Annotated in this window: 23 protein-coding genes, 1 pseudogene and 1 riboswitch; of the genes and pseudogenes, 6 read left to right on the top strand and 18 right to left on the bottom strand. The window is 61.6% G+C overall.

Annotated elements, in window-relative coordinates:
• Positions 1-32: 32 nt before the first annotated feature.
• The 6 genes from CLV74_RS06215 to thiB form a co-directional block, all read right to left on the bottom strand.
• On the bottom strand, positions 33-464 hold the full coding sequence (locus CLV74_RS06215; RefSeq protein ID WP_106263367.1) for a PACE efflux transporter: 432 nt from the start codon (positions 462-464) through the stop codon (positions 33-35).
• Positions 465-800: 336 nt separating this feature from the next.
• Positions 801-1,250, bottom strand: coding sequence for a ribose 5-phosphate isomerase B (gene rpiB / locus CLV74_RS06210; RefSeq protein WP_106263366.1), 450 nt, complete (start codon positions 1,248-1,250; stop codon positions 801-803).
• A 95-nt stretch (positions 1,251-1,345) separates the two neighbouring features.
• The gene (locus CLV74_RS06205; protein WP_106263365.1) at positions 1,346-1,702 is read right to left on the bottom strand and encodes a hypothetical protein; all 357 of its coding nucleotides are present in this window, start codon (positions 1,700-1,702) and stop codon (positions 1,346-1,348) included.
• A gap of 69 nt (positions 1,703-1,771) precedes the next feature.
• Positions 1,772-2,461: a thiamine ABC transporter ATP-binding protein gene (locus tag CLV74_RS06200; protein WP_106263514.1), complete on the bottom strand. Its 690-nt coding sequence runs from the start codon at positions 2,459-2,461 to the stop codon at positions 1,772-1,774.
• Positions 2,448-3,971, bottom strand: a complete 1,524-nt coding sequence (locus tag CLV74_RS06195; protein ID WP_106263364.1) for an ABC transporter permease family protein — start codon at positions 3,969-3,971, stop codon at positions 2,448-2,450. Before CLV74_RS06195 ends, CLV74_RS06200 begins: the two co-directional genes overlap by 14 nt.
• Positions 3,947-4,936, bottom strand: a complete 990-nt coding sequence (thiB, locus tag CLV74_RS06190; RefSeq protein WP_106263363.1) for a thiamine ABC transporter substrate binding subunit — start codon at positions 4,934-4,936, stop codon at positions 3,947-3,949. The genes CLV74_RS06195 and thiB overlap by 25 nt, the downstream gene beginning before the upstream one ends.
• A 44-nt stretch (positions 4,937-4,980) precedes the next feature.
• Positions 4,981-5,082: riboswitch (TPP riboswitch) on the bottom strand.
• A 95-nt stretch (positions 5,083-5,177) separates the two neighbouring features.
• On the opposite strand from thiB, the gene aroC reads away from it, so the two are divergent.
• Positions 5,178-6,278 (top strand): chorismate synthase, encoded by a 1,101-nt coding sequence (aroC, locus tag CLV74_RS06185; RefSeq protein WP_106263362.1) that lies wholly within the window; start codon positions 5,178-5,180, stop codon positions 6,276-6,278.
• 65 nt (positions 6,279-6,343) lie between these two features.
• Here the strand turns inward: aroC and CLV74_RS06180 are convergent, their stop codons facing one another.
• The 4 genes from CLV74_RS06180 to ade all read right to left on the bottom strand — a co-directional run bounded on the left by CLV74_RS06180 (position 6,344) and on the right by ade (position 11,160).
• Entirely contained in the window at positions 6,344-7,237 is an 894-nt protein-coding gene (locus CLV74_RS06180) for a DMT family transporter (protein ID WP_106263361.1), read from the bottom strand.
• A 208-nt stretch (positions 7,238-7,445) separates the two neighbouring features.
• A complete protein-coding gene (locus CLV74_RS06175) occupies positions 7,446-7,733 on the bottom strand; it encodes an HU family DNA-binding protein (RefSeq protein WP_106263360.1) in 288 nt (95 codons plus the stop codon).
• Between the two features lie 136 nt (positions 7,734-7,869).
• On the bottom strand, positions 7,870-9,348 hold the full coding sequence (locus CLV74_RS06170) for an AMP nucleosidase (RefSeq protein ID WP_106263359.1): 1,479 nt from the start codon (positions 9,346-9,348) through the stop codon (positions 7,870-7,872).
• Positions 9,349-9,354: 6 nt separating this feature from the next.
• Positions 9,355-11,160 (bottom strand): adenine deaminase, encoded by a 1,806-nt coding sequence (gene ade / locus CLV74_RS06165; protein WP_106263358.1) that lies wholly within the window; start codon positions 11,158-11,160, stop codon positions 9,355-9,357.
• Positions 11,161-11,293: 133 nt separating this feature from the next.
• Here ade and CLV74_RS06160 point away from each other — a divergent pair.
• A pseudogene (locus CLV74_RS06160) lies at positions 11,294-12,145 on the top strand (SDR family oxidoreductase); the annotation flags it as partial.
• Positions 12,131-12,535 carry a YybH family protein gene (locus tag CLV74_RS23125; RefSeq protein WP_245888479.1) on the top strand — a complete coding sequence of 135 codons (405 nt, stop codon included), beginning with the start codon at positions 12,131-12,133 and terminating at the stop codon, positions 12,533-12,535. The pseudogene CLV74_RS06160 and the gene CLV74_RS23125, both read left to right, overlap by 15 nt.
• Here the strand turns inward: CLV74_RS23125 and dxs are convergent.
• The 7 genes from dxs to CLV74_RS06125 form a co-directional block, all read right to left on the bottom strand.
• Complete coding sequence (gene dxs / locus CLV74_RS06155; RefSeq protein WP_106263356.1) at positions 12,532-14,457, bottom strand: 1-deoxy-D-xylulose-5-phosphate synthase; 1,926 nt, start codon at positions 14,455-14,457, stop codon at positions 12,532-12,534. The two genes, CLV74_RS23125 and dxs, sit on opposite strands and share 4 nt — an antisense overlap.
• A 23-nt stretch (positions 14,458-14,480) precedes the next feature.
• Positions 14,481-15,356: a polyprenyl synthetase family protein gene (locus CLV74_RS06150; RefSeq protein WP_106263355.1), complete on the bottom strand. Its 876-nt coding sequence runs from the start codon at positions 15,354-15,356 to the stop codon at positions 14,481-14,483.
• A 6-nt stretch (positions 15,357-15,362) separates the two neighbouring features.
• Positions 15,363-15,605, bottom strand: a complete 243-nt coding sequence (locus CLV74_RS06145) for an exodeoxyribonuclease VII small subunit (protein ID WP_106263354.1) — start codon at positions 15,603-15,605, stop codon at positions 15,363-15,365.
• Between the two features lie 119 nt (positions 15,606-15,724).
• The gene (locus CLV74_RS06140) at positions 15,725-16,105 is read right to left on the bottom strand and encodes a hypothetical protein (protein ID WP_106263353.1); all 381 of its coding nucleotides are present in this window, start codon (positions 16,103-16,105) and stop codon (positions 15,725-15,727) included.
• A gap of 140 nt (positions 16,106-16,245) precedes the next feature.
• Positions 16,246-16,500, bottom strand: coding sequence for a hypothetical protein (locus CLV74_RS06135; RefSeq protein WP_106263352.1), 255 nt, complete (start codon positions 16,498-16,500; stop codon positions 16,246-16,248).
• Positions 16,501-16,627: 127 nt separating this feature from the next.
• Positions 16,628-17,329 (bottom strand): response regulator, encoded by a 702-nt coding sequence (locus CLV74_RS06130; RefSeq protein WP_106263351.1) that lies wholly within the window; start codon positions 17,327-17,329, stop codon positions 16,628-16,630.
• Positions 17,326-17,838 carry a MarR family winged helix-turn-helix transcriptional regulator gene (locus CLV74_RS06125; RefSeq protein WP_106263350.1) on the bottom strand — a complete coding sequence of 171 codons (513 nt, stop codon included), beginning with the start codon at positions 17,836-17,838 and terminating at the stop codon, positions 17,326-17,328. The genes CLV74_RS06130 and CLV74_RS06125 overlap by 4 nt, the downstream gene beginning before the upstream one ends.
• 168 nt (positions 17,839-18,006) lie before the next feature.
• Between CLV74_RS06125 and CLV74_RS06120 the strand changes: the two genes are divergently transcribed.
• From CLV74_RS06120 to mnmH, 3 genes are all read left to right on the top strand, one after another.
• Positions 18,007-18,876 (top strand): branched-chain amino acid aminotransferase, encoded by an 870-nt coding sequence (locus tag CLV74_RS06120; protein ID WP_106263349.1) that lies wholly within the window; start codon positions 18,007-18,009, stop codon positions 18,874-18,876.
• A 97-nt stretch (positions 18,877-18,973) separates the two neighbouring features.
• A complete protein-coding gene (locus CLV74_RS06115) occupies positions 18,974-19,378 on the top strand; it encodes a VOC family protein (protein ID WP_106263348.1) in 405 nt (134 codons plus the stop codon).
• 47 nt (positions 19,379-19,425) lie between these two features.
• A complete protein-coding gene (mnmH, locus tag CLV74_RS06110; RefSeq protein ID WP_106263347.1) occupies positions 19,426-20,478 on the top strand; it encodes a tRNA 2-selenouridine(34) synthase MnmH in 1,053 nt (350 codons plus the stop codon).
• Here mnmH and selD read toward each other — a convergent pair.
• Positions 20,465-22,615 (bottom strand): selenide, water dikinase SelD, encoded by a 2,151-nt coding sequence (gene selD / locus CLV74_RS06105; RefSeq protein WP_106263346.1) that lies wholly within the window; start codon positions 22,613-22,615, stop codon positions 20,465-20,467. The two genes, mnmH and selD, sit on opposite strands and share 14 nt — an antisense overlap.
• Between the last annotated feature and the right edge of the window lie 3 nt (positions 22,616-22,618).

The following is a 22,618-nucleotide window of genomic DNA, read 5'->3' as shown; positions in this document are numbered from 1 at the left end:
GGGGCTTTTTCGTTACCGGAATGTCGGTGGGTTCAGGCGTTGGCGTCTTGCCATTCAGGCAAAGGAAAGACGCGATCATAGGCCCAGTTAAAGACCAGCGTGTAGCCGAAGTAAAAGATGGCAAAACTGATGTGCATGGCCAGCGCCTGTAGAACCGTGATCCCCAAGTACCACGACAGGAACGGCAGCAGGATCAGGGTCAGCCCCCCTTCGAACAGAACCCCGTGCAACAGCCGCTGAAGGCCCCGCTTTTCGGTGGTGCCACATGCCTGCTGCATCCCCAGATCGAACACATAGTTGAAGGCAAAGTTCCAAAGGGTCGCGATCGTCGCACCGACGATCCCCACAACCCCCATGTCCAGCATCTGCGTCCCGAACACCGCCGAGCCGACAGGCACCACCACAAGCATCGCGATAATTTCGTAGGCGATCACATGGCGGATCCGGTCTGCAAGGGTACGCATGGGCACTGTCCTGTTACATAAACGGCCCTTTGCCCGATGGCGTCCTTCCAAACACGCATCGTCAACGCCGAACCTACATCAAAAGATTTACGAAACATCTAAAGACGGGGTTAACGGCAGAGCGACTCCGCGTGCGGATTGGAAATGACGCAAACAGATACCAGTAATACCCGAAGGAAGAAGATGTTCGTCCTTCGAAGAAGGGAAACGGCCCGTAGATCGTCCGATTTAGCGTGACCTTTCGTGTTTTTGCCCGCGTTGCCCTTTCCCTAACGGCAACGAAAAAGGCGCGCCCTTCCGGACACGCCTTACAACCGTTCCGAACGGGTGAAAGCCTTAGGCTTCCATATCCTTGATCATGTCAACGCGCAGGCCGTGACGGCCGCCCTCGAACTCGGTCCCAAGGAAGGCGTCCACGATCTCAAGCGCCAGACCAAGGCCCACCACGCGGGCGCCCATCGACAGGATTTGCGCGTCATTATGGGCGCGGATCATTTTGGCCGAGAATGTCTCGTTGCAGACGCCGCAGCGAATGCCTTTGACCTTGTTGGCCGCCATCATGATGCCCTGACCGGTGCCGCACAGGATGATGCCCAGATCACAATCGCCCGAGGCCACCTTTTTGGCCGCCTCTTCCCCCATCGCGGGGTAGTGTACACTGTCGGGCGTGGTCGGACCGATGTCCACAGCTTCATAGCCTTGGGCTTCGATGTGCTTAACAATGGCCAGACGCAGCTCGATCGCGGCGTGGTCGCTGGACAGGACGATACGTTTCTTGGCGGTCATGGGCAGATCTTTCGCTATCAAAACATGGAGGCAGACCCATCCGCCTGCCCTTCTGCTTCCGCTTTAGGGGGAACGGGGCCTTTTGGCAAATGCCGTCACAGCGCGGCGCGGTTTGCCCAAAGGTAAAGCGCGCCGGTCAGCGCCAACAAGCTCCACTGGGGCAACACCAGCAAGCCGCCAGCGCCGCCTTGCCAGACAGCCACCATCACAAAGACCAGCGCACTTGCCACCCACATTCCCGCCAACACCGGCGCGGCGGGATGCCGCCGCCAAATGCACCAAGCCGAGACCGCCAAAAACAGGCTAACCATATGCCAGCACGCATGCAGAGTGCCCCTGACCGCCTCGGGCAAATCCGCGTTCAGCATCGGGGCCAGCGTATCGAAGGTTCCGACGAGTATATGCAAGGCAGCAGTCAACACCGCCAGCCCGAAGGAAATTCTGAACATCATGAAATCTGCTCCTGAAATGCTGTCAGAATACGCCACAGCAGGATGACAGCGATGTGTCAGAGTGTCCCCTTAGCGCCCCAGATAGTCCTGCAATGCCTGATCGGGGTTCGCGAAAACCTCATCCACATCACGCGGAGCCTGCGCCACGCCCTGATCCACCACCACAATCATCTGCGCAAACTTGCGGGCATCTTCAGGATCATGGGTCACCATCAACACGGTCGCCCCCATCTCCAAAGCGATCTGATGGACCAGCGCCAGCATTTCACTGCGCAGACCGGGGCCGAGGGCGGCAAAAGGCTCGTCCAGCAGCCAAAGCGGACGATCTTGCAGCAGAAGCCGCGCCAAAGCGACACGGCTTTGCTGACCGCCAGACAGTTGCGCCGGTTTGCGACCCTCAAACCCCTCTAGCCCCACACGGGCCAACGCCTGCGCCACACGCATCTGCTGGTCGGTGGTCAAGCGCTTCTGGCTTAGGGCAAGACCCACATTCTGGGCGGCGGTCAGGTGGGGAAACAGGTTCTGATCCTGAAACAGCATCGCAATGGGGCGCTTACCGGGGGCAAGAGCATCCAGCCCCGCGCCGTCCCACAACACGCGCCCCGTGGCAGGCGTAAAGCCACAGATGGCCGCCAGCAGCGTAGACTTGCCGCCGCCCGACGGGCCAATGATCGCCACACGGGTGCCTTTCGCGACCTTCCAATCCGCGCAAAGGCGGAAGTCATCCTGAATGATCTGCAAGCCCTCAAGTGTCAGCACGGGCACGCCCTCCACGGTCGAAAATCCAGAACAGGCCAAAGCTGAGGAGCAGTAGCAGCAAAGCCGCCCCTGCCGCCTGATCCATCCGGTAGGCCCCCATCAGCCTGTACATCTGTAGGGGCAATGTGGCGGTGTCGGGATCGGCAAACAAGGTGATCACCCCCAGATCGCCCATCGCCAAAGCCCCCGTCAAACCCGCAGCAAAGCCCAAAGGCCGCCGCAACCGCGGCAGCACCAGCCAGCGCAGGCGGGCAAGGCCGTGTAGGTCCAGACTGTCGGCCAAGCGACCATGCTCGGCCTCGATCTGTGCGGCAGCAGGGCGCAATATGCGCAAGGCAAAGGGCAGCGCCATCACCGCATTCACCGCCGCTGTGACTGGCAGGGCCACGTCCCAAGGCGCGATGAACGGGTTGATCATCAGATAAAGGCCAGTGCCTAACACCAAGGGCGAGCTGGCGATGCCCAAAAGGCCCACAAGCTCCACCCATCTCCGGCGGGACAGGGCCAACGGCAGCGCCAGTGTCAACGTCACCAAGACCGCCCCCAAGGACACACACACGGAATACTGCGCCGCCTGCCAGACCGACGTAGGCAAGCTGGCCAAAGCCCCCGCCCCGCGCAGCCCGATCGCGGCCAGCGGCAACAGCAGGAACAGCGCCACCAGCGCAATCCAGAACCCGTCCAGCAGGCGACTGCCATCCCAGCGCGGCACAATGCGGTCCAACCCGCCAAACCCCGCCTCAGGCAAGGTCAGACGCATGGCGACCAGCGCCGCCGCCCCCGCCAGAACCAGTTGCACCACAGCCAGTTGCGCCGCCTTGCCAATGTCGAAATCAAAACGGAAGGCCTGATAAATCGCCAGTTCCACCGTCGTCGCCTTTGGACCGCCCCCAAGAGTCAGCGCCACCGCGAACGACGAAAGACAGATCACGAAGATCACCATCGCCGCCCCCGGAGCGATACGGCGCAGCATGGGCCACTCGATCAAGCGGAACATGGTCCAAGGGCGAAAGCCAAGAGTGGCGGCCAGACGAAACCGCTCGGCCGGAATATCCTGCCAGCCTTGCAGCAGAAGGCGCGTGGCCAAAGGCAGGTTGAAGAAGACATGGGCCAGCAGAACGCCATGCAGACCATAGATCTTCACAGCAGGCAGGCCGAACAGCGCCAACCCATCCGACAGCCAGCCCTTTTGCCCGAAGACCGCCAGCAGGCCAAGGATCGCCACGATCACCGGCAAAATGAATGGCGCGCCAAGCAAAGCCACCAGCGCCGCGCGACCGCGAAACCGGCGCCGCGCCAAGGCCCGGGCCACAGGCACCGCCAGCCCGACAGACAGCGCCGCCGACAGGGCTGCCTGCCACAGGGTGAACCAGACCGCATCCCACGACCGGCCATCCAAAGGGGACAGGCCTCCGGCCCGCCAGATGACGGCCGCCAGCGGCAAAAGCACCGCCGCACCCACAAGCGCGGCGGCAATAAGGGGGATCAGCCCCCGAAGGCGGTCAGCCATTCCTCAAGCGCCGCATCGCGCAGGGCTGCGGCCTCATCCTCGGAATAGAAGATGGCCTTTTCGGGCAGGGGCAACTCGCGGAAACCTTCAGGCCACTGATCCTGCGGCAAGGCCGAGGGGTACGACCAGTTGGCGGTCGGGATCATGGTCTGGAACTCTTGGCTCAGGACATAGGCCAGAAACTGGTCCGCCAGTTCGGGCTGCTGGGTGGTCGCGGTTTTCGCCACCAGTTCAGCCATAAAGTAATGACCCTCGGGGAAGATCGCAGCCTGCTTGGTCAGATCACCTTCGGCGATGATGTGGTAGGCGGGCGAGGTGGTGTAGCTCATGACCATATCCGCTTCGCCATCGGTGAACAGGCCATAGGATTCGGACCAGCCCTTGGTCACGGTCAGCACTTTGGGGGCCAGCTTGGCCCATGCCTCGGGCGCTTTGTCACCATAGACCGCCTTGACCCACAGCAGGGTCGCCAGACCAGAGGCCGAGCTGCGCGGATCCTGAAGCACCACCTTGAACGCATCATCGGGCGCGTTCAGCAGTTCCTCGAACGAGGCAGGCGGGTTCGCCATTTTCTCGTTGTTGTAAACGAAGGCGGTGTAACCCCAGTTGAAGGGGAAGAACGTGTCGTCATTCCACTCGATCGGCAGGGTCAGCGCGGACAGGTCCTGACCGTGGGGCGCAAAGAGGCCACTTTCACGGGCTTGCTTGCTGACGTCGGTGTTCAGACCGATGACCACGTCTGCGCGGTTCCGCTCGCCTTCCAGCAGCAAGCGGGGCAGAACGTCGCCGGCTTGATACTGGACATCACAGGCGCAGATCGCCTCAAAACCCTGTTCGATGCTGGGACCGGGGCCCCATTCGCTGGTGAAATAGTCGGGGGCATAGATCGTCAGCACGGGCTTATCCTCGGCGGCTGCCGAAGTGGCTGCGATCAGACCCGTTGCAAATACAAGCGCCTTGTTCATAAGGGCGTCTCCTACTGTTACGGGCGGAGACGGGTGTGGTCTGTTGCCAGAGATCCAACCTTCCCTCCGCCGGTCCTAACCGGTTCAGGTTCTACGGGTTCGCATCACTGCATCTCAGGCCGTTCCGGCCACCCCGAGGTGGCATTACACCTAGAGCGGCAATGCCAGCGATGCAAGGGCCGCGCTTGCCACTGGCGCGGGCGTCCTTTATCGAACATCCCCAAGCAACAGGAGCCCGCCCATGAGCCTGAATACCTTTGGTCACATCTTCCGCGTCACCACTTGGGGCGAAAGCCACGGGCCTGCCTTGGGCGCAACCGTGGACGGCGTACCGCCGAATGTTGAAATCACCCCCGAGATGCTGCAGGTCTGGTTGGACAAGCGCAAACCCGGTCAGAACAAATTCACCACCCAGCGCCGCGAGCCCGATGAGGTGGAAATTCTGTCCGGTGTCTTTGAAGGCAAAACCACCGGCACCCCCGTACAGCTGATGATCCGCAACACCGACCAGCGGTCGAAGGACTATGGCGATATCGTCGAAAAGTTCCGCCCCGGTCACGCAGACATCACCTACTGGCAGAAATACGGCATCCGTGATTATCGCGGCGGCGGACGCTCTTCGGCACGTGAAACAGCGGCCCGCGTGGCGGCTGGCGGCTTGGCCCGCGCCGCTTTGGACAAGCTGGTGCCGGGGATCGAGATCAAAGGCTACATGACCCAGATGGGCCCCCACGGCATCGATCGCGCGCGGTTCGATTGGGACCAGATCGACCAGAACCCCTTCTGGACGCCAGACGCTGTGGCAGCGGATGAGTGGGCCACCTATCTGGACGGTCTGCGCAAGTCGGGCGAGAGCGTTGGCGCTGTGATCGAGGTTGTTGCCCGCGGCGTTCCCGCCGGTCTAGGTGCGCCGATCTATGGCAAGCTGGACACCGATCTGGCCGCCGCGATGATGAGCATCAACGCCGTGAAAGCCGTCGAGATCGGCGAAGGCATGAACGCCGCCTGCCTGACCGGCAGCGCCAATGCGGACGAGATTTACATGGGTCCGAACGGGCCGGAATACAGCTCGAACCACGCGGGTGGCATTCTGGGCGGGATTTCGACTGGTCAGGACGTGGTTGTGCGCTTTGCGGTAAAGCCCACCTCATCAATCCTGACAACCCGCAAGACCATCACCAAAGCGGGCGAGCCTGCGGAGATCATCACCAAGGGCCGCCATGATCCTTGCGTGGGTATCCGCGCTGTGCCCGTGGGCGAAGCGATGATGGCTTGCGTGATCCTTGATCACCTGCTGCTGCACCGTGGTCACGTCGGCGAGAACCAAGGCAAAATCGGCTGAGCGCCGGGGCTCTGCCCCGGACCCCGAGGTATTTTTGCCAAGATGAACGAGAAGGAGCGCCCTGTTTATGCGGGGCGCTTTTCTGTTTGGGGTGGGGCCTTCGAAAGCTGTACCGCGAGGATGCCTGCGGCGATGATCGTGACGCCGACGATATCGAGGGGGCCGAGCTTTTCACCCAAGAGGACAGATGCGATGGCGACCCCGAAAAACGGGTTGAGGAAGTGGAAGGTGGCGGCGCGGACGGCTCCGATGCGTTCCACCAGCCAGAACCACACGAAGGTCGCTGCAAGGCCTGGGATGAGCGTGGTGTAGAGGAAGGCCAGCGTCAGGCGCGGGGTGAGCGTCACGTCGAGCGTGGGGAATTCATAGACAGCTGCGAAGGGCAGGAGCGCGGCAGAGCCCACCAGCATTTGCAGGCCCACAACCATCAGGCGGTTGCCGCCTGCCGAGGCCACGCGCACGCTGAGCGTCGCTGCAGAGAGCGAGGCGACGCCCAAGGCGCAAAGGAGGATGCCGTAGAGGTCAGCGCCCGCATTGACGCGGGTGCCCATGATGAGGGCCACGCCAGCGATACCGGCAGCAAGGCCGATCCAGCCCATGGGGCGGATGGATTGGCCAAAAAAGCTGATACCCACGATCGCCACCCAAAGCGGCATGGTGGAGGCGATGATAGATGCCAGCGAAGCCTCGACCGTTTGCATGGCGATGAAGTTGAGGCCCAGATAGAGCGCGTTCTGGCAGATACCGAAAAGGATCGTGGCGCGCCATTGGGCCGCCGAGAGGCGGGCGCGTTGGCCCAAGGCATAGGCGATGGCGATACCGATCAGGCCGGACACCAGAAAGCGCAAGGTGAGCGCGGTCAGAGGCGGGGCCTCGGCCACAATCATGCGGGCAGAGGTGAAGGCAGACGACCACATCAGGCCGAACATCAGGCCAGCGAACAGCGCGCGGATATCCATGGGGGCTCCTGTCGTAATTTTACCAAAAGGTCTGACAGATAAATTCCGGCTGCGCCAGCGCTGCGGCGTGCGAAAAGAACGGGGTTGCATCCAGCGCAAGGCTGGCGGCCTACCGTTCCGGCAAGGCCTTGGAAACGGGAACAGCGGGCAAAGAAAAAGGGCCTCCGGAAGGAAGCCCTATCGACGGCATGGCCATCAAGCGAAGGGATCAGTCGTTAACGCTGTCCTTCAGAGCCTTCGCGATGGTCACCTTGACCACTTTGTCGGCTTCTTTCTTGATCGACTCGCCGGTCGCGGGGTTACGCACCATACGCTCGGGGCGCTCACGGCAGTAGAACTTGCCGACGCCGGGAAGAGTGACTGCGCCGCCTTCAGCGACTTCGCGGGTGATGATCGCGGTTACTGCATCGAGAGCTGCGGTCGCTGCTTTCTTGTCTGCCCCCATCTCTTCGGCCAGAGCCGCAACCAGCTGGGTTTTTGTCATTGGCTTTGCCATTTCTGGTCTCCGTTATTTCTTCCCGATCGTCGCCGGGTACGTGTTGGGGCATCTAACGCGAATTTGAACCCCAACACAATAAAAACGGCCTTGGTTTACAGGCAAAATAGCAAATTTTCAGTGAACTTTTCACAGATTAGAGAAAAGCTGTTTCCTCAAAGCTACGCAATTTACGAGAATGTATCCTTTCGAGAGGCATTTTGCGCAGTGTTTCCATAGCTCGGATACCGATCAAGAGGTGCCGCGCGACCTGTGTTTTGTAGAAATCACTGGCCATTCCCGGCAATTTTAACTCTCCATGGAGGGGTTTATCCGAGACACAGAGCAGTGTTCCGTAAGGTACGCGAAAGCGGAACCCGTTAGCAGCGATGGTGGCACTTTCCATGTCCAGCGCGATGGCGCGGGACTGGGAAAGACGTTGGACAGGCCCTGATTGATCCCGCAATTCCCAGTTGCGATTGTCAATTGTAGCTACCGTACCGGTGCGCATGATGCGCTTGAGTTCATAGCCCTCCAGTTCGGATACCTCTTCTACCGCATCCTCCAGTGCGATCTGGATTTCAGCCAGCGCAGGAATGGGTACCCAGACTGGCAGGTCCGCGTCCAGAACGTGATCTTCGCGCAGGTAGGCGTGGGCCAGAACAAAGTCTCCAAGCGCCTGCGTGTTGCGCAGACCGGCGCAGTGGCCGACCATCAGCCAAGCATGGGGACGCAGCACGGCGATGTGGTCCGTGGCGGTTTTGGCGTTCGACGGGCCGACGCCAATGTTTACCAAAGTGATACCGCTGCCGTCTGCACGCTTCAGGTGGTAGGTGGGCATCTGGGGCATCTTCTTGGGCAGATCAATCGGAGTGTCGCCATCGGTGATCTGCACATTGCCGGTCGAGACAAAGGCCGTGTAGCCGCTGTTCGGGTCAGCAAGGACCTGACGGGCGTAGGCTTCGAACTCTTCCACGTAGAACTGGTAGTTGGTGAACAGCACGTGGTTCTGGAAATGGACGGGGTCCGTTGCCGTGTAGTGGGCCAAACGGGCCAGCGAGTAATCCACGCGCTGCGCGGTAAACGGTGCCAGCGGGCGGGCGCCATCGGGGTAGGTGAACCCTTCGCCGTTCACGATGGCATCGTGGGTGATGTTCAAATCCGGCACGTCAAAGATATCGCGCAACGGGAACGTGGCCGCCCCTTCCTGCGGGATGACGATATCGCTGTCCCCCAGCACCGCAAAATGGATCGGCATCGGCGTTTCCGAGGGGCCGATGGCCACCGGCTGATCATGATGGGCCACCAAAAGGCCGATCTGCTGCTCAAGGTAGTTGGCGAACAGATCGGGGCGGGTGATCGTGGTGGCATAGGTGCCCGGTTCAACCACGTGACCAAAGCTTAGACGGCTGTCCAGCTTGGCGTAGCTGGTCGTGACAAAGCGGATCTCGGGGTAAAAGGCACGGAAGCGGGCGCGGTGCGGCGTGCCAGACACCATCTCTTGGAAACGGTCATGCAGAAAGGCAGTCGCCTCGTCGTACAGCTCTTGCAGACGGGCAACGGCGGCTTTGGCATCGGTGAAATATTCGTGGCCCCGAGGTTCGGGGGTCTCGACGGGAAGGTCGGGCTTGTTCATTTATGATTAGCTTTCTTCAAACAGGTCCGTGATTTCGAAGGTGGTCACATCCACCAGCCCCAGATCACTGATGCGCAGGGCGGGAATGACGACCAGCGCCAGCAGCGAATGCTGCATGAACGCGTTGTTCAGGGTGCAGCCACAGTCTTGCATGGCGCGGCCCAAAGCGGTGGCTTTGGCGGCAACGGTGGCGGCATTGTCATCCGACATAAGACCGGCGATGGGCAGTTCAACCAACGCCTTCTCTTCGCCATCGGCGAAAAGGGTCACGCCGCCGCCCACCTCGGCCAGCCGGTTGGCGGCCTTGGCCATCATCTCGCGGTCGGTGCCGACGACGATCATGTGGTGACTGTCATGCGCCACGGTCGAGGCCAGCGCCATCGGTTTGTCATAACCAAACCCGCTGACAAAGCCGTTGGTGACGCCGCCCGTGGCGCGGTGCCGTTCGACCAGTGCGATCTGGCAGATGTCCTGCGCGGGATCGCCCTGCACCAAGCCATCAGTGACCGCCAGTTCGGCGGTCAGAGCCTTGGTCGGCGCTTGGTTTTCGACCACGCCAATGACCTTGGCGGTAACTTTGTTCTTTCCATCGGGGGCCGCGATCTCAAAATCCGAGGCCACGCGGTCTTTGTCCAGATGCACCGTGTTGCGGGCGCTGTCAGGCCAATCCAGATGGGGGCAATCCACCAGACATACCCCGTCTTCAGCGATCAACTGACCACGGGCGTAGACCTGTTCAATCGGCAGGGTCTTCAGATCCGAGGTCAAGATCACATCCGCCCGACGTCCGGGCGCGATCGAGCCAAGTTCCCGCTCCAGCCCGAAATGGGTGGCGGTGTTGATGGTCGCCATCTGGATGGCGATCAGCGGATCACAGCCGCAGTCAATCGCATGACGCACCACGCGGTTCATGTGGCCGTCGTTCACCAAGGTTCCCGCGTTACAGTCATCGGTGCACAGGATAAACCCGCGCGGGTCCAGACCCTTTTCGGTGACAGCGGTGATCTGTGTTTCCACATCATACCAAGCCGATCCCAGCCGCATCATGTGCCGCATCCCCTGACGGGTGCGGGAAATGGCGTCCTCTTCGCATGTCCCTTCGTGGTCATCCGCCGGACCACCCGCCGCATAGGCGTGGAAGGCAGGCCCTCGGTCGGGACTGGCATAGTGGCCGCCCACGGTCTTGCCCGCCCGCTGGGTGGCGGCGATCTCGGCCAGCATCTTGGGATCGGCGTTGATCACACCGGGAAAGTTCATCATCTCGCCCAGACCGATGATACCGGGCCAAGCCATCGCCTCGGCCACGTCCTCGGGGGTGATTTCCTGCCCTGTGGTTTCCAGACCGGGGGCAGAGGGCGCACAGCTTGGCATCTGAGTAAAGATGTTCACCGGCTGCATCAGTGCCTCATCATGCATCATCCGCACGCCCGACAGGCCAAGCACATTGGCGATCTCATGGGGATCTGTGAACATCGAGGTCGTGCCATGAGGGATCACCGCACGGGCAAATTCCGCAGGGGTCAGCATCCCCGATTCAATATGCATATGCGCATCGCACAGGCCCGGCATCATATAGCGCCCTGCCACATCCACCACCTGCGTGCCCTCACCGATGCAATGGCTGGCGTCCGGCCCGCAATAGGCAAAGCGGCCATCCTTGATGGCGATGTCGGTATTCTCAATCACTTCGCGGGTGTGGACATTCACCCACCGCCCGTTTTTCAAAACCAGATCAGCCGGCGCGCGCCCTGCAGCGACGGCAACCAGATTGGCCGCAACCTCGGGCCAGGATTTCAAAGCAGCATGTGTCATGGACCAAGTGTGACCGTTTTTGTTAGCGCCGCAAGTGGGCTTTGCTCAGATAGCGGGCAGAATGCATCCTTTCTGGTCACAGGCTTACGACAGTTGTCTTGAAAAGCGGCACGGACGCGCCCAAACATGAGGCATGAAAAAGACCCTGCTTTCCTTCGGGCACGGCTACTCGGCCCAAGCCCTTGATCGTGTGCTGATCCCCCAAGGATGGCGCATCTATGGCACCACCCGCTCGGAAGAGAATAAGGCCGAGCTTGAGGCCCGCGGCGTCATCCCCCTGCTGTGGGGCAGCGATGCCGTGAAGGCGGCGCTGGAAGAGTGCAGCCACATCCTGATCTCGACCGGACCGAAGGATGCAGGCGATCCGGTACTGGCGCTTTACCGCGATATCATCGCCCGCCGCGCAGGCGATCTGGATTGGGTCGGCTATCTGTCCACCACCGGCGTTTACGGCCATCACGATGGCGGCTGGGTGACCGAGGACGCGCCCTTGATCCCCGCCACCCCGCGCGGCATGTCCCGCAAAAACGCCGAGCAAGCATGGGGCAGCATTTCCGGCCTGCCGCTGCATATCTTCCGCCTTGCGGGCATCTACGGCCCCGGTCGTGGCCCCTTTGAAAAGGTGCGCACAGGCAAAGCGCGCCGGATCATCAAGAAGGGACAGGTTTTCAGCCGCATCCACGTGGATGACATTGCGCAGGTCTTGGCCGCCAGCATCGCACAGCCCAATCCGGGCCGCGCCTATAACGTCTGCGACAACGACCCTGCCCCGCCGCAGGACGTCATCGCCTATGCAGCCGAACTGCTGGGGATGCCGCTACCCCCCGCGATCAAGTTCGAAGACGCGGACATGACCCCCATGGCCCGCAGCTTTTACGCCGAAAGCAAGCGCGTCGATAACACCCGCATCAAGCAGGAACTGGGGGTCGAGCTGGCCTACCCTGACTACCGCGCGGGCCTACAGAAATCCCTGTCCGTCGAAGACCCCCGCAGTTCCGTCCTCAGCTTTCTGGAACGCTACAACAACGCCTTCTACGCCCGCGACATCGCGGCCCTGAAGGACTGTTACACGGCGGATCACGTGCGGTTCTGGGACAACCACGCAGGCAACGACAGCGACGATTTCCCTGCCCATCTGGCCGCCGTGCAGGCGTTCTTCACAAACGGCAAAGCCACCGAATCCGGCAGTATTGAAAAGCTGGAGATCGACGCGCCACAGGTCTGGTTCCACGGGGACACAGCAACCTTGGCGGCCACCCTGCGCTATGCGTCACACCCCAAACCCGGCGTCCGCAGCACCTTTTGCCTCAAGCTGGAAAAGGGCTCGTGGCGGGCGTTCCACGTCCACCACTCATTCGATCCGAACGAGGCTTAAGCCCGCTTACCCAGCGTCTCGACACCCATGACCTCAAGGACTTTGGCCTCGATGTCTTCGGCGTTAAGGCCCGCGACCTTGTACATATCGCGCGGGCTGGCCTGATCGATGAAGATATCGGGCAGAACCATACTGCGGAACTTGAAGCCGCGGTCAAAGACGCCTTCTTCCGCCAGCAGATGCGAGACATGGCTGGCGAAACCGCCAATCGCGCCTTCTTCCACGGTGATCAGCGCATCATGGCTTTCCACCAGCTTCAGGATCAGATCACGGTCCAGCGGTTTGGCAAAACGGGCATCGGCCACGGTCGGCGTGATGCCACGGGCGTCCAGTGCCTCGCAGGCTTGCATGACCTCTTGCAGGCGGGTGCCGAACGACAGGATCGCCACGCCTTTGCCTTCGCGGATCATGCGGCCTTTGCCGATCTCTAGCAGCTCGCCCCGTTCAGGCATCTCAACGCCGGTGCCTTCGCCGCGCGGATAGCGGAAGCTGATCGGACCCTGATCATAGGCCGCAGCGGTTGCCACCATATGCACCAGTTCCGCCTCATCTGCCGCCGCCATGACGACGAAATCGGGCAGGTTCGCAAGGAAAGCCGTGTCAAACGCCCCCGCGTGGGTCGAGCCATCGGCCCCCACCAGACCGGCACGGTCGATGGCAAAGCGGACGGGCAGACGCTGGATCGCCACATCGTGGACCACCTGATCATAGCCGCGCTGCAGGAAGGTCGAATACAAAGCGCAGAAGGGACGCAGCCCGCCCGCCGCCAGACCAGCGGCAAAGGTCACCGCATGCTGTTCGGCAATGCCCACATCAAAACAGCGGCTGGGATAGCGGTCCTGAAATTGCTTCAGGCCGGTGCCATCGGGCATCGCTGCCGTGACAGCGCAAATTTTGGTGTCGCGGGCAGCCTCATCCAGCAGCGCCTTTGAGAAGACACCTGTATAGCTTGGCGCGTTCGAAGGCGCCTTTTGCTGTTTGCCAGTCACAACATCGAACTTGCTGACCCCGTGACCCTTGTCGGCCGCAGCCTCGGCGGGGGCATAGCCCTTGCCCTTCTGGGTCAGCACGTGGATCAGGATCGGCCCGTGGGCGCGGTCTTTCACTGTGCGCAGAACGGGCAGCAGCTGGTCCATATCGTGGCCGTCAATCGGGCCGATGTAGTTGAAGCCCAAAGCCTCGAACATGGTGCCGCCAGTTGCCATGCCTTTCAGCATGTCCTTGGCGCGTTTCGCCCCTTCGCGGAACGGCTCGGGCAGGAAGCTAACCGCGCCGCGCGCCACTTCTTTCAGATCGTGCAGCGGGCGTTCGGCGTAGAGTTTCGACAGATAGGACGACAGCGCCCCCACGGGCGGAGCAATCGACATCTCATTGTCGTTCAGAATAACGATCAGACGCTTTTTCAGGTGGCCCGCGTTGTTCATCGCCTCATAGGCCATGCCCGCACTCATCGAGCCGTCGCCGATCACCGCAATCGCATCGCCCAGACCTTCGTCACAGGACCCGCCCAGATCACGGGCAACGCTAAACCCCAAGGCCGCGCTGATCGAGGTGCTGGAATGCGCCGCGCCGAACGGGTCATAGGGGCTTTCCGAGCGTTTGGTGAAGCCCGACAGGCCGTCCTTCTGACGCAGGGTACGGATGCGGTCACGGCGTCCGGTCAGAATCTTGTGAGGATAGCACTGATGGCTGACGTCCCAGATAATCTTGTCCTTGGGCGCATCAAAGACCGCATGCAGCGCGACGGTCAGTTCCACAACCCCAAGGCCCGCGCCCAGATGGCCGCCGGTTTCCGACACTGCGCTGATGGTCTCGGCCCGCACTTCACGGGCCAGCTGCTTTAACTGCGCATCGCTCAGGCCGTGCATATCGGCGGGCGTATTCACCTTGTCCAGCAAGGGGGTCTCGGGACGGTTCGACATTGGCGCGCCTCCTTGGGGGCGTTTCAGCTTTCGCGCGAGATAACGAAACGGGCCGCTTCCCGCAAGCTTTCCGCCCGGTCTCCGTAACCAGATAGGGCGTCACAGGCGGTTTCCACCAAAGATGTCGCACGTCGCCGCGCCCCATCAAGCCCCAAAAGGGAAACAAACGTGGCCTTACCCGCATCCGCATCCTTTTGCAGACGCTTACCAGCCTTGGCCTCATCGCCGGTGACATCAAGGATGTCGTCCGCGATCTGAAAGGCCAGACCCACGGCCTGCGCATAGGTGCCCAGCGCGGTGGTGTCGGCCTGCGCCAGACGGGCGCCAGCCTCGGCGGACCACTGGATCAGGGCGCCAGTCTTGCCTGCCTGAAGGGCCGTGATCTGTTCCAGCGTCAACGGTGCGTCTGCGGATTCGGCGGCGATATCCAGCGCCTGCCCCAACACCATCCCCTGCGCACCCGCCGCACGCGCCAGCGACAGGGTCAGATCAGCACGCACCTCTGCCGCACCAACGGCGGGCAAGGCGCACAGTTCAAACGCCAGCGTTTGCAGGGCATCGCCAGCCAGAACGGCGGTCGCCTCGTCCCATTTGATATGAACGGTGGGCTGGCCGCGACGCAGATCGTCGTCATCCATGCAGGGCAGATCGTCATGAACCAGCGAATAGGCGTGCAGCGCCTCAATCGCACAGGCAGGGCCGATGGCCCGTGCAGGATCAACATCATGCAACGCAGCCCCTGCCAGCACATAGAACCCGCGCAAACGCTTGCCGCCATTCAGGCAGGCATAGGACATCGCCTGATGTACCGGCTCTTGGCCGAGCTGCGCGAAAATACGGTCAAACTCACCCTCAATCGCAGAGCGGGCCTGCGACAGATCCTGCATAAAGACGGACATTCGGGCTTAGAGACCTTCGACAGGCTTCAGCGCTACCGGATTGCCTTCGCCATCCAGCGTGATCTGCGCGACCTTTTCTTCAGCCTCTTTCAGCTTGGCCTCGCAACGCTTTTTCAGGGCGGCACCACGCTCATAGAGCTTGATCGAGTCTTCCAGCGGCACCTGACCGGCCTCAAGCTGCGCCACAACCTTTTCCAGCTCGGCCATTGCGGCCTCAAACGTCATCTCTTCAACGGGGGTATCGGTCATAGGCTGGCCTCTGGGTCAGAAATTCAAACGCGCCGCCCTTTTCAGGCAGCGAAGGGAATATAGCCCGCCTGTTCTGCCCAGACCACCCGCGCCCGTCAACATCCTGCGGTGCAGGTGGGCTATTCCGCATCGATCTTTTCCACCTCGGCCCGCATCAAAGTGGCCCACACTTTGGGGTCGGCGGCCTTGAGGGCGGCAATGGCGGCCTCAGCCTCGGCCTTGCGGTCGCGCCCGATGCGCTCTTTCACCTCTTTGACCTGATCATTCATGGCTTCAAGCTTGGGCAGCTTCATGTTTTGCGCCTCGGCCAGCGCCAGCAGCGCCTCGGTCATCCAGCCAAGCTGTTTTCCGTAACCTGCGACCTCTTTCAAAACCGCGCCTTCAATCTCTGGCACGCCTTTGTAGTCATGGGAATAAAGACGGCTTTCGATGTCTGTGCTGACATCACCCGCCAAGGGCATCCTTAGAATGTTGGTCATAAAACTGGGCATAAAGCTCATAATCGGCCTCCCGAATCCTGAAATACGGGAAAGTCTGCCCCATCCGGCCCACCGATCAAGACAGGCCACCCTGCCCTTTATTGTAAGCATTGGAAAATTTTCTGACCCCTCATACATCCTGCATGAAGGAGTGGCAGAATTTACAGCAAACCGGCCAGAAGACCCTGCGGCTGTACGGTTTCACAATCGCACTCCACCGCGCCAAGCTCGGCCAAGGACCGCGCCAGATCGTGGGCGTCCAGCGTCTGACCTTCGATCTGCACTGTGGGCATCATCGGCTCGGCGATGTTCAGGTAGGCGAACTGCACGGTCCAATCCGACACAACCCCCATCAGCGACGCGGTCGCAGTGGCAAGGGTCGCGGCAAGAGCACAAGCTTCAAACGTTTTGGCCATAGGTCAGATCTCCGAGCGTGTTCAACGCCAGAAACCATGCAGACCCCGTGCCGCGATACGGGGTCCTCGCCTATCTCGGGGGGGCACTATCCGTCAGAACGTAGCGCCTACCCCGCACGGGGTCCCCTTAATCGGGGGCCAGCATATAGCCCGCACCGCGCACGGTTTGCAGATAGCGGGGCTGTTTGGGATCGGGTTCGATCTTGCGGCGCAAACGCGTGATTTGCACGTCCACCGCCCGTTCCTGCGCTTGGCCTTTGTCACGGCCCAGATCCTCAACCAGCTTGGTACGGCTTAGCGGTTCACCGGGCTTGGCAGCAAAGATGCGCATCAACTGGTTTTCGGTCGCCGTCAGACGCACGGGGATATCCCCCTGCCACATCTCGCCGCGGTCAATGTCATAGCGGATCGGGCCAAGGTTCAGCAGCTTGGGCGCGCTATCGTTTTCCTTCGGCTCGGGCATGCGGCGCAGAATGGCGTTCATCCGGAGCAGCAGTTCTTTCGGCTCAAAGGGTTTGGCCAGATAATCATCGGCCCCCGCCTCAAGCCCCGCGATACGGTCTTCGGTTTCGCCCCGCGCGGTCAGCAACAGGATCGGCGTCATCATCGTTTCGCGCAGGGATCGAGTCAGGCTGATGCCATCCTCGCCGGGCATCATCACGTCCATGACGATCAGATCGAACTCCAGCCCCGACAGGATGCGGCGGGCGTGGGCGCCGTCGCGGGCGCCGGTGACCAGAAAGCCGCTGCGGGACAGGAATTTCTGCAACAGACCACGGATGCGTTCATCGTCATCCACGATCAGGACGTGAGGTGCAGGATCGCTCATGTATTCTCCTCCCGTAGCGACAGATACTGTCGCCGCAAATCGGGGTCCATCATAGCCTCCAGAACGGTGCGAAAGCCAGCCACCGCTTCGGGACCCGCTGCACGGTAGGCTGCGCGCATACGCGCACGTTGCGCATCCGACAGGCGCTGCTCTAGCGCCTCGCCTTCACCGGTCAGGAAAAGATGCCGTTCACGCTTGTCTTTCTTGCCCACGCGCGACTCAACCAGCCCGTCTTCGATCAAGGTGCGCAGAACGCGGTTCAGCGATTGCTTGGTCACGCCCAGAGTGTTCAACAGATTGTTGACGGTGGTGCCAGGGCTGCGGTTGATAAAGTGGATCGCCCGATGGTGCGCCCGCCCGTAGGCCAGCGTGGCCAGAATACGGTCGGGATCGGCGGTAAACCCCCGATAGGCAAAGAACATTGCCTCGATGCCCTTACGCAGTTGCTCGTCGGTCAGAAACAGCAGGCTCTCGCCGCTGTGCATGCCGGGGTGTCCGCGCTCATCCATCGTGCCATTCCTTCCATCGGGGCTTTGACCTGATTTTAAGTCAGCCTTGTTGACATTCCAAGACCGGACTGGTAGCGAATCTGCAGGTTTTGCGCAATTTTATGTCCGATCCGGATATTGCAGGCGCAACATTCGAAAAATTGAGACCGAAACAGAAGGATGCCGACAATGGCTGGCGCATATGACGATCGTGACGGGAAAATCTGGCTGGACGGCCAGCTTGTGGAATGGCGCGATGCCAAGGTCCACATTCTGACCCATGCTCTGCACTATGCTTCCTCGGTCTTTGAAGGCGAGCGCTGCTACAACGGCAAGATATTCAAATCGGTTGAACACTCGGAACGTCTGCTGAAATCGGGCGAACTGCTGGACATGCCGATCCCCTACACCGTTGAGCAGATCGAAGACGCCAAAAAGGCCGTTCTGGAAGCCAACAACCTGACCGACGCCTACGTGCGCGTGATCGCATGGCGCGGTGCGGGCGAAGACATGGGTGTCGCATCCTCGCGCAACCCCGTGCGTATGGCCGTGGCCGCATGGACTTGGGGTGCCTACTACGGCGACGCCAAGATGCAGGGCGCAAAGCTGGACATCGCCAAGTGGAAGCGTCCCTCGCCCGAAACCATCCCCACCGCTGCCAAGGCTGCCGGTCTTTACATGATCTGCACCATGTCCAAGCACGCGGCCGAAGCCAAAGGCTGCTCGGACGCGCTGTTCATGGACTATCGCGGCTATGTTGCCGAAGCGACCGGCGCGAACATCTTCTTCGTGAAAGACGGCGAAGTACACACGCCCATTCCGGACGCGATCCTGAACGGCATCACCCGTCAGACCGTCATCGGCATGCTGCAGGCCAAAGGCATCAAGGTGAACGAACGCCGCATCATGCCCGAGGAACTGGCCGACTTTGAACAGTGCTGGCTGACTGGCACCGCCGCCGAAGTGACCCCCGTGGGCCAGATCGGTGACTACACCTTCACTGTGGGCGACATCACCCGCAACATCGCCGAAGAGTACGAAGCTCTGGTGCGTAGCTGATCCGTCATCTTTCCCGTAGGGTAAGATGACAGCGCCCGCCAAGCCTGCCCCAGCGGCAGAGCGCGGCGGGCGCTTTTTCGTTTCAAGAGGTGTCACAATGTCCCAACGTCTAGCCCACATCGCCCTAGTGGTCCGCGACTATGACGAGGCCATCGCCTTCTACTGCGACACCCTCGGGTTCGATCTGATAGAAGACACCTACCAGCCCGAACAGGACAAACGCTGGGTGGTGGTCCGCCCTAAGGGGGATGGCAACGCGTCCATCGTGCTGGCGCGGGCCTCGAAACCCGAACAAGAGCCCTTCATAGGAAATCAGGCCGGTGGACGTGTGTTCCTTTTCCTGCAAACCGATGATTTCTGGCGCGATTACAACGCCTACCGCGAAAAAGGCGTAATCTTTGTCCGCGACCCGCTGGACGCGCCCTATGGCACGGTTGCGGTGTTCAAAGATCTCTACGGCACCCTTTGGGATCTGGTGCAGTTCACCGACGGACGCCCCTGACAGTTTGCCCCTAGCCCCTGCGGCGAAAACCGCTAGATTGCACCGCCATGAAGCTGACCCTGAACGCCCTCACCGACCTGCGTGATCTGCCCTTTGACCAGATCATCGATGTCCGCGCCCCCGCCGAGTTTGCCGAGGATCACCTGCCCGGTGCCATCAACCTGCCCGTGCTGGATGATGAGGAACGCGCCCGCGTCGGCACCATCTACAAACAGGTCAGCCCCTTTGACGCCCGCAAGATCGGTGGCGCGCTGGTGGCCAAGAACGCCGCCCGCCATCTTGAGGAAACCCTGCACGACCGCCAAGGCGGCTGGCGTCCCTTGGTTTATTGCTGGCGCGGCGGCCAACGCTCGGGCTCTTTTGCGACCATTCTGGCGCAGGTGGGCTGGCGTGTGGGCCTGATCGACGGCGGCTATAAAAGCTATCGCCGCATGATCTCGAAGGCGATGCATGACGAAGTGCTGCCGCACAAGTTCATCCTGATCGACGGCCCCACCGGCACGGCAAAAACCGACCTTCTGGCGGCCCTGAAAACCTCAGGGGCGCAGGTGATCGACCTTGAGGGCATCTTTGCCCACCGTGGATCACTGCTTGGCGCAGTCAGCCGCCCGCAACCCAGCCAGAAAATGGCAGAGGGCGATCTGGCCATGCAACTGGCGCAACTGGACCCTGAAAAGCCGGTGTTCCTTGAGGCTGAATCCTCCAAGATCGGGGATCGCCTTGTGCCCCCCGCCGTCTGGACCGCCATGTGCGCCGCACCCCGGATTCGCGTGAACGCCAGCATTCCTGCCCGCGCCGAATATCTGACCCGCGCCTATTCCGACCTCATCGACGATCCCGAGGCCCTGATTGCGCGGCTGGAACCCTTGCGCCACCTGCAAAGCCGCGAGTTGGTCGAACACTGGATCGAATTGGCAAAGGTCGGTGCTTTCTCGACCCTCGCGGCCGAGTTGATGGAGCTGCACTACGACAGCCGCTATGAGAAATCCGCCAGCCGCTACGAATACGATCTGCTTGGCACGATTGATCTGGGCGAAAAAATCGACGGGGCCGCTTTGGCCCGTGCTGCCGATCAGGCCATGGGCCTTATGCCAAAGTAATCCGTGGCGGGCCTGCCACGCAGCGCCCGATCACCGCAGGCTCTGCCCCCGCCTCCACCAGCGCATCCATCAGCGCCGCCACATCCGACTGCGGCACGGCTGCCAAAAAGCCCCCCGCCGTTTGCGGATCATACAAAATCTCTGCCTCCGGCGGGATCAGCCCGTCGATCGGGGCCGCCGTGCGGTTCAAATCATGCAGGCTGGACTTTTGCCCTGCCGCCAAAAGTTCCCGCGCACCTGCATAGGCTGGGACATTGGCCAGCGTAAGTTCGGCCCCCAGACCACTTGCCTCCAGCATCTCGCCCAGATGGCCACCAAGGCCAAAGCCCGTCACATCGGTCAGGGCATTCACACCCCTCAGCGCCTCGGCCTCGGCCATGCGGGGTTCCACCTGACGGTTCAGTAGCGCCGCTACATCGCGCCCATCAGCGGCCAATTGCATCTCTGCGGCCATGATCACGCCCGAGCCCAAAGGCCGCGTCAGGATCAGCGCATCGCCGTCCTGTGCCCCTGCCTTAATCCGCGCAGGTCCGTCCAGCAGTCCCGTCAGCGTCAGACCAATCGAAAGCTCGGCCCCCAGTGTCGTATGCCCGCCCGCCAGCGCCGCGCCGCATTCGGCCAAAGCGCCGGTGATCCCCTCCATTACCTCGGCCAAGCGGCGCTCTTGCAGGCGCGGCGACATGCGCGGCAGGGTCAGGTTCACCAGCGCGGTCTGCGGCGCTGCGCCCATAGCGAAGATATCGCCCAAGGCGTGAATGGTGGTAATGCGGGCGAACAGCTTCGGGTCTTCCCAGAAGGCCCGCAGATGATCGGTGGTCAGAACCTGCGTGATCTCTCCCATCTTCAGGATCGCCGCGTCATCCCCCGGCCCTGTCACCAGATCGGGGTGGCTGGTCGGGGTGATATTGGCCAGCGCCGCCCGCAGGGGACCGGCGGCAACCTTGGCACCGCAGCCACCGCACAGGGGCTTGCCGCCGCCCAGTTCCTCAAGCACGCCATCCGCCACATCGCGGGGCACGTCCGGCCCCGCCATCGGCTTCAGATCGCGGAACATATCCATGAACTTCTGGTCGATGTGGTCTTTCCACCGCCACATCAGCGCACCGGCAAAACCGCGCCCGTTGCGATCCGCCAAAGCCCGCTTGTCACCAAGCGACACCAGCTTCAGGAAATCTTTCTGGGGCTTGAAGGTTCTCGGTTTTCCAACCCCGACAGCTGCCCGCAGGTTGTTCAGCAGTACAGGCGCTGCCCTGACCGCAAACACCCCCGCTTTGGGCCGCGGGCTGGGGTCTTGGTGACAACAATCCCCACAGGCGAAGACCGACGGATCGCTGGTCCGCAACTGCCCATCCACGCGGATAAAGCCCTTGTGCAACTCTAGCCCCGTCTGCGCCAGCCACTCATGGGGCCGCGCACCCGCCGTGCCAACGGTCATCAGGGCAGACACTTTGCGCCCATCAGCCAAGGCCACGTGATCTGGCGCAACGCGGGCTACGTCGACCCCTTCCAGAACCTCGATCTTCCAACGGGCCAGTTCGGCCCGCAACAGATGTTGCTGACGCTCAGAGTGTCCTGCCAGCGCCTCGCGCTTTTCGATGATGGAGACTTTGCCCCGCCCGTCCAAGGCATGAGCCATAGCCATTGCCAGCTCGACCCCCGCCAGACCGCCGCCAATGACGGCCACATCACCGCCACCGCGCCCAAGGAATGCGGCCCAATCCAGTGAATAACGGCCAAGGGGTTTGGCAGGCACGCCGTTCTTGGCAAAGCCTTCCAACGCGGGCATGTCAGAAGTGATCCCCACATCGACCGAGGCCACGTCATAGGGCACCGCCCCGTAGCCGTGGACATGCACGATCTTGCCCGCCAGATCCATGCGGGTCGCCCGCCCCAGAATCAGCCGCGCACCAGCGAAACGCGCCAGACGCACCAGATCGATGTCCAGATCCTTGCGGGAGTAATGACCGGCGATATGCCCCGGCAGCATCCCCGTATAGGGCGCCGCCGGTTGCGGATCGATGACGGTCAGGCGGACGCCGGGGACAGGGTTCATCCCCCACATCCGCAGGACAAGCGCATGAGCGTGCCCCCCGCCGACGAAAACCAGATCGCGGGTTTGAGGCAGCGCAGTGTGCAAGGC

It is taken from the genome of Donghicola tyrosinivorans (assembly GCF_003003355.1).
Classification (GTDB): Bacteria; Pseudomonadota; Alphaproteobacteria; order Rhodobacterales; family Rhodobacteraceae; genus Donghicola; species Donghicola tyrosinivorans.
Note: the sequence above shows the minus strand (reverse complement) of the source record. Positions and strands in the feature narration are given on the sequence as shown.

Excerpts from the sequence above, each read along its gene's own strand:
- CLV74_RS06215 (WP_106263367.1), bottom strand. The coding sequence starts at position 464 with ATGCGTACCCTTGCAGACCGGATCCGCCATGTGATCGCCTACGAAATT.
- rpiB (WP_106263366.1), bottom strand. The coding sequence starts at position 1,250 with ATGACCGCCAAGAAACGTATCGTCCTGTCCAGCGACCACGCCGCGATC.
- CLV74_RS06205 (WP_106263365.1), bottom strand. The coding sequence starts at position 1,702 with ATGATGTTCAGAATTTCCTTCGGGCTGGCGGTGTTGACTGCTGCCTTG.
- CLV74_RS06195 (WP_106263364.1), bottom strand. The coding sequence starts at position 3,971 with ATGGCTGACCGCCTTCGGGGGCTGATCCCCCTTATTGCCGCCGCGCTT.
- thiB (WP_106263363.1), bottom strand. The coding sequence starts at position 4,936 with ATGAACAAGGCGCTTGTATTTGCAACGGGTCTGATCGCAGCCACTTCG.
- aroC (WP_106263362.1), top strand. The coding sequence starts at position 5,178 with ATGAGCCTGAATACCTTTGGTCACATCTTCCGCGTCACCACTTGGGGC.
- CLV74_RS06180 (WP_106263361.1), bottom strand. The coding sequence starts at position 7,237 with ATGGATATCCGCGCGCTGTTCGCTGGCCTGATGTTCGGCCTGATGTGG.
- CLV74_RS06175 (WP_106263360.1), bottom strand. The coding sequence starts at position 7,733 with ATGGCAAAGCCAATGACAAAAACCCAGCTGGTTGCGGCTCTGGCCGAA.
- CLV74_RS06170 (WP_106263359.1), bottom strand. The coding sequence starts at position 9,348 with ATGAACAAGCCCGACCTTCCCGTCGAGACCCCCGAACCTCGGGGCCAC.
- ade (WP_106263358.1), bottom strand. The coding sequence starts at position 11,160 with ATGACACATGCTGCTTTGAAATCCTGGCCCGAGGTTGCGGCCAATCTG.
- dxs (WP_106263356.1), bottom strand. The coding sequence starts at position 14,457 with ATGTCGAACCGTCCCGAGACCCCCTTGCTGGACAAGGTGAATACGCCC.
- CLV74_RS06150 (WP_106263355.1), bottom strand. The coding sequence starts at position 15,356 with ATGTCCGTCTTTATGCAGGATCTGTCGCAGGCCCGCTCTGCGATTGAG.
- CLV74_RS06145 (WP_106263354.1), bottom strand. The coding sequence starts at position 15,605 with ATGACCGATACCCCCGTTGAAGAGATGACGTTTGAGGCCGCAATGGCC.
- CLV74_RS06140 (WP_106263353.1), bottom strand. The coding sequence starts at position 16,105 with ATGAGCTTTATGCCCAGTTTTATGACCAACATTCTAAGGATGCCCTTG.
- CLV74_RS06135 (WP_106263352.1), bottom strand. The coding sequence starts at position 16,500 with ATGGCCAAAACGTTTGAAGCTTGTGCTCTTGCCGCGACCCTTGCCACT.
- CLV74_RS06130 (WP_106263351.1), bottom strand. The coding sequence starts at position 17,329 with ATGAGCGATCCTGCACCTCACGTCCTGATCGTGGATGACGATGAACGC.
- CLV74_RS06125 (WP_106263350.1), bottom strand. The coding sequence starts at position 17,838 with ATGGATGAGCGCGGACACCCCGGCATGCACAGCGGCGAGAGCCTGCTG.
- CLV74_RS06120 (WP_106263349.1), top strand. The coding sequence starts at position 18,007 with ATGGCTGGCGCATATGACGATCGTGACGGGAAAATCTGGCTGGACGGC.
- CLV74_RS06115 (WP_106263348.1), top strand. The coding sequence starts at position 18,974 with ATGTCCCAACGTCTAGCCCACATCGCCCTAGTGGTCCGCGACTATGAC.
- mnmH (WP_106263347.1), top strand. The coding sequence starts at position 19,426 with ATGAAGCTGACCCTGAACGCCCTCACCGACCTGCGTGATCTGCCCTTT.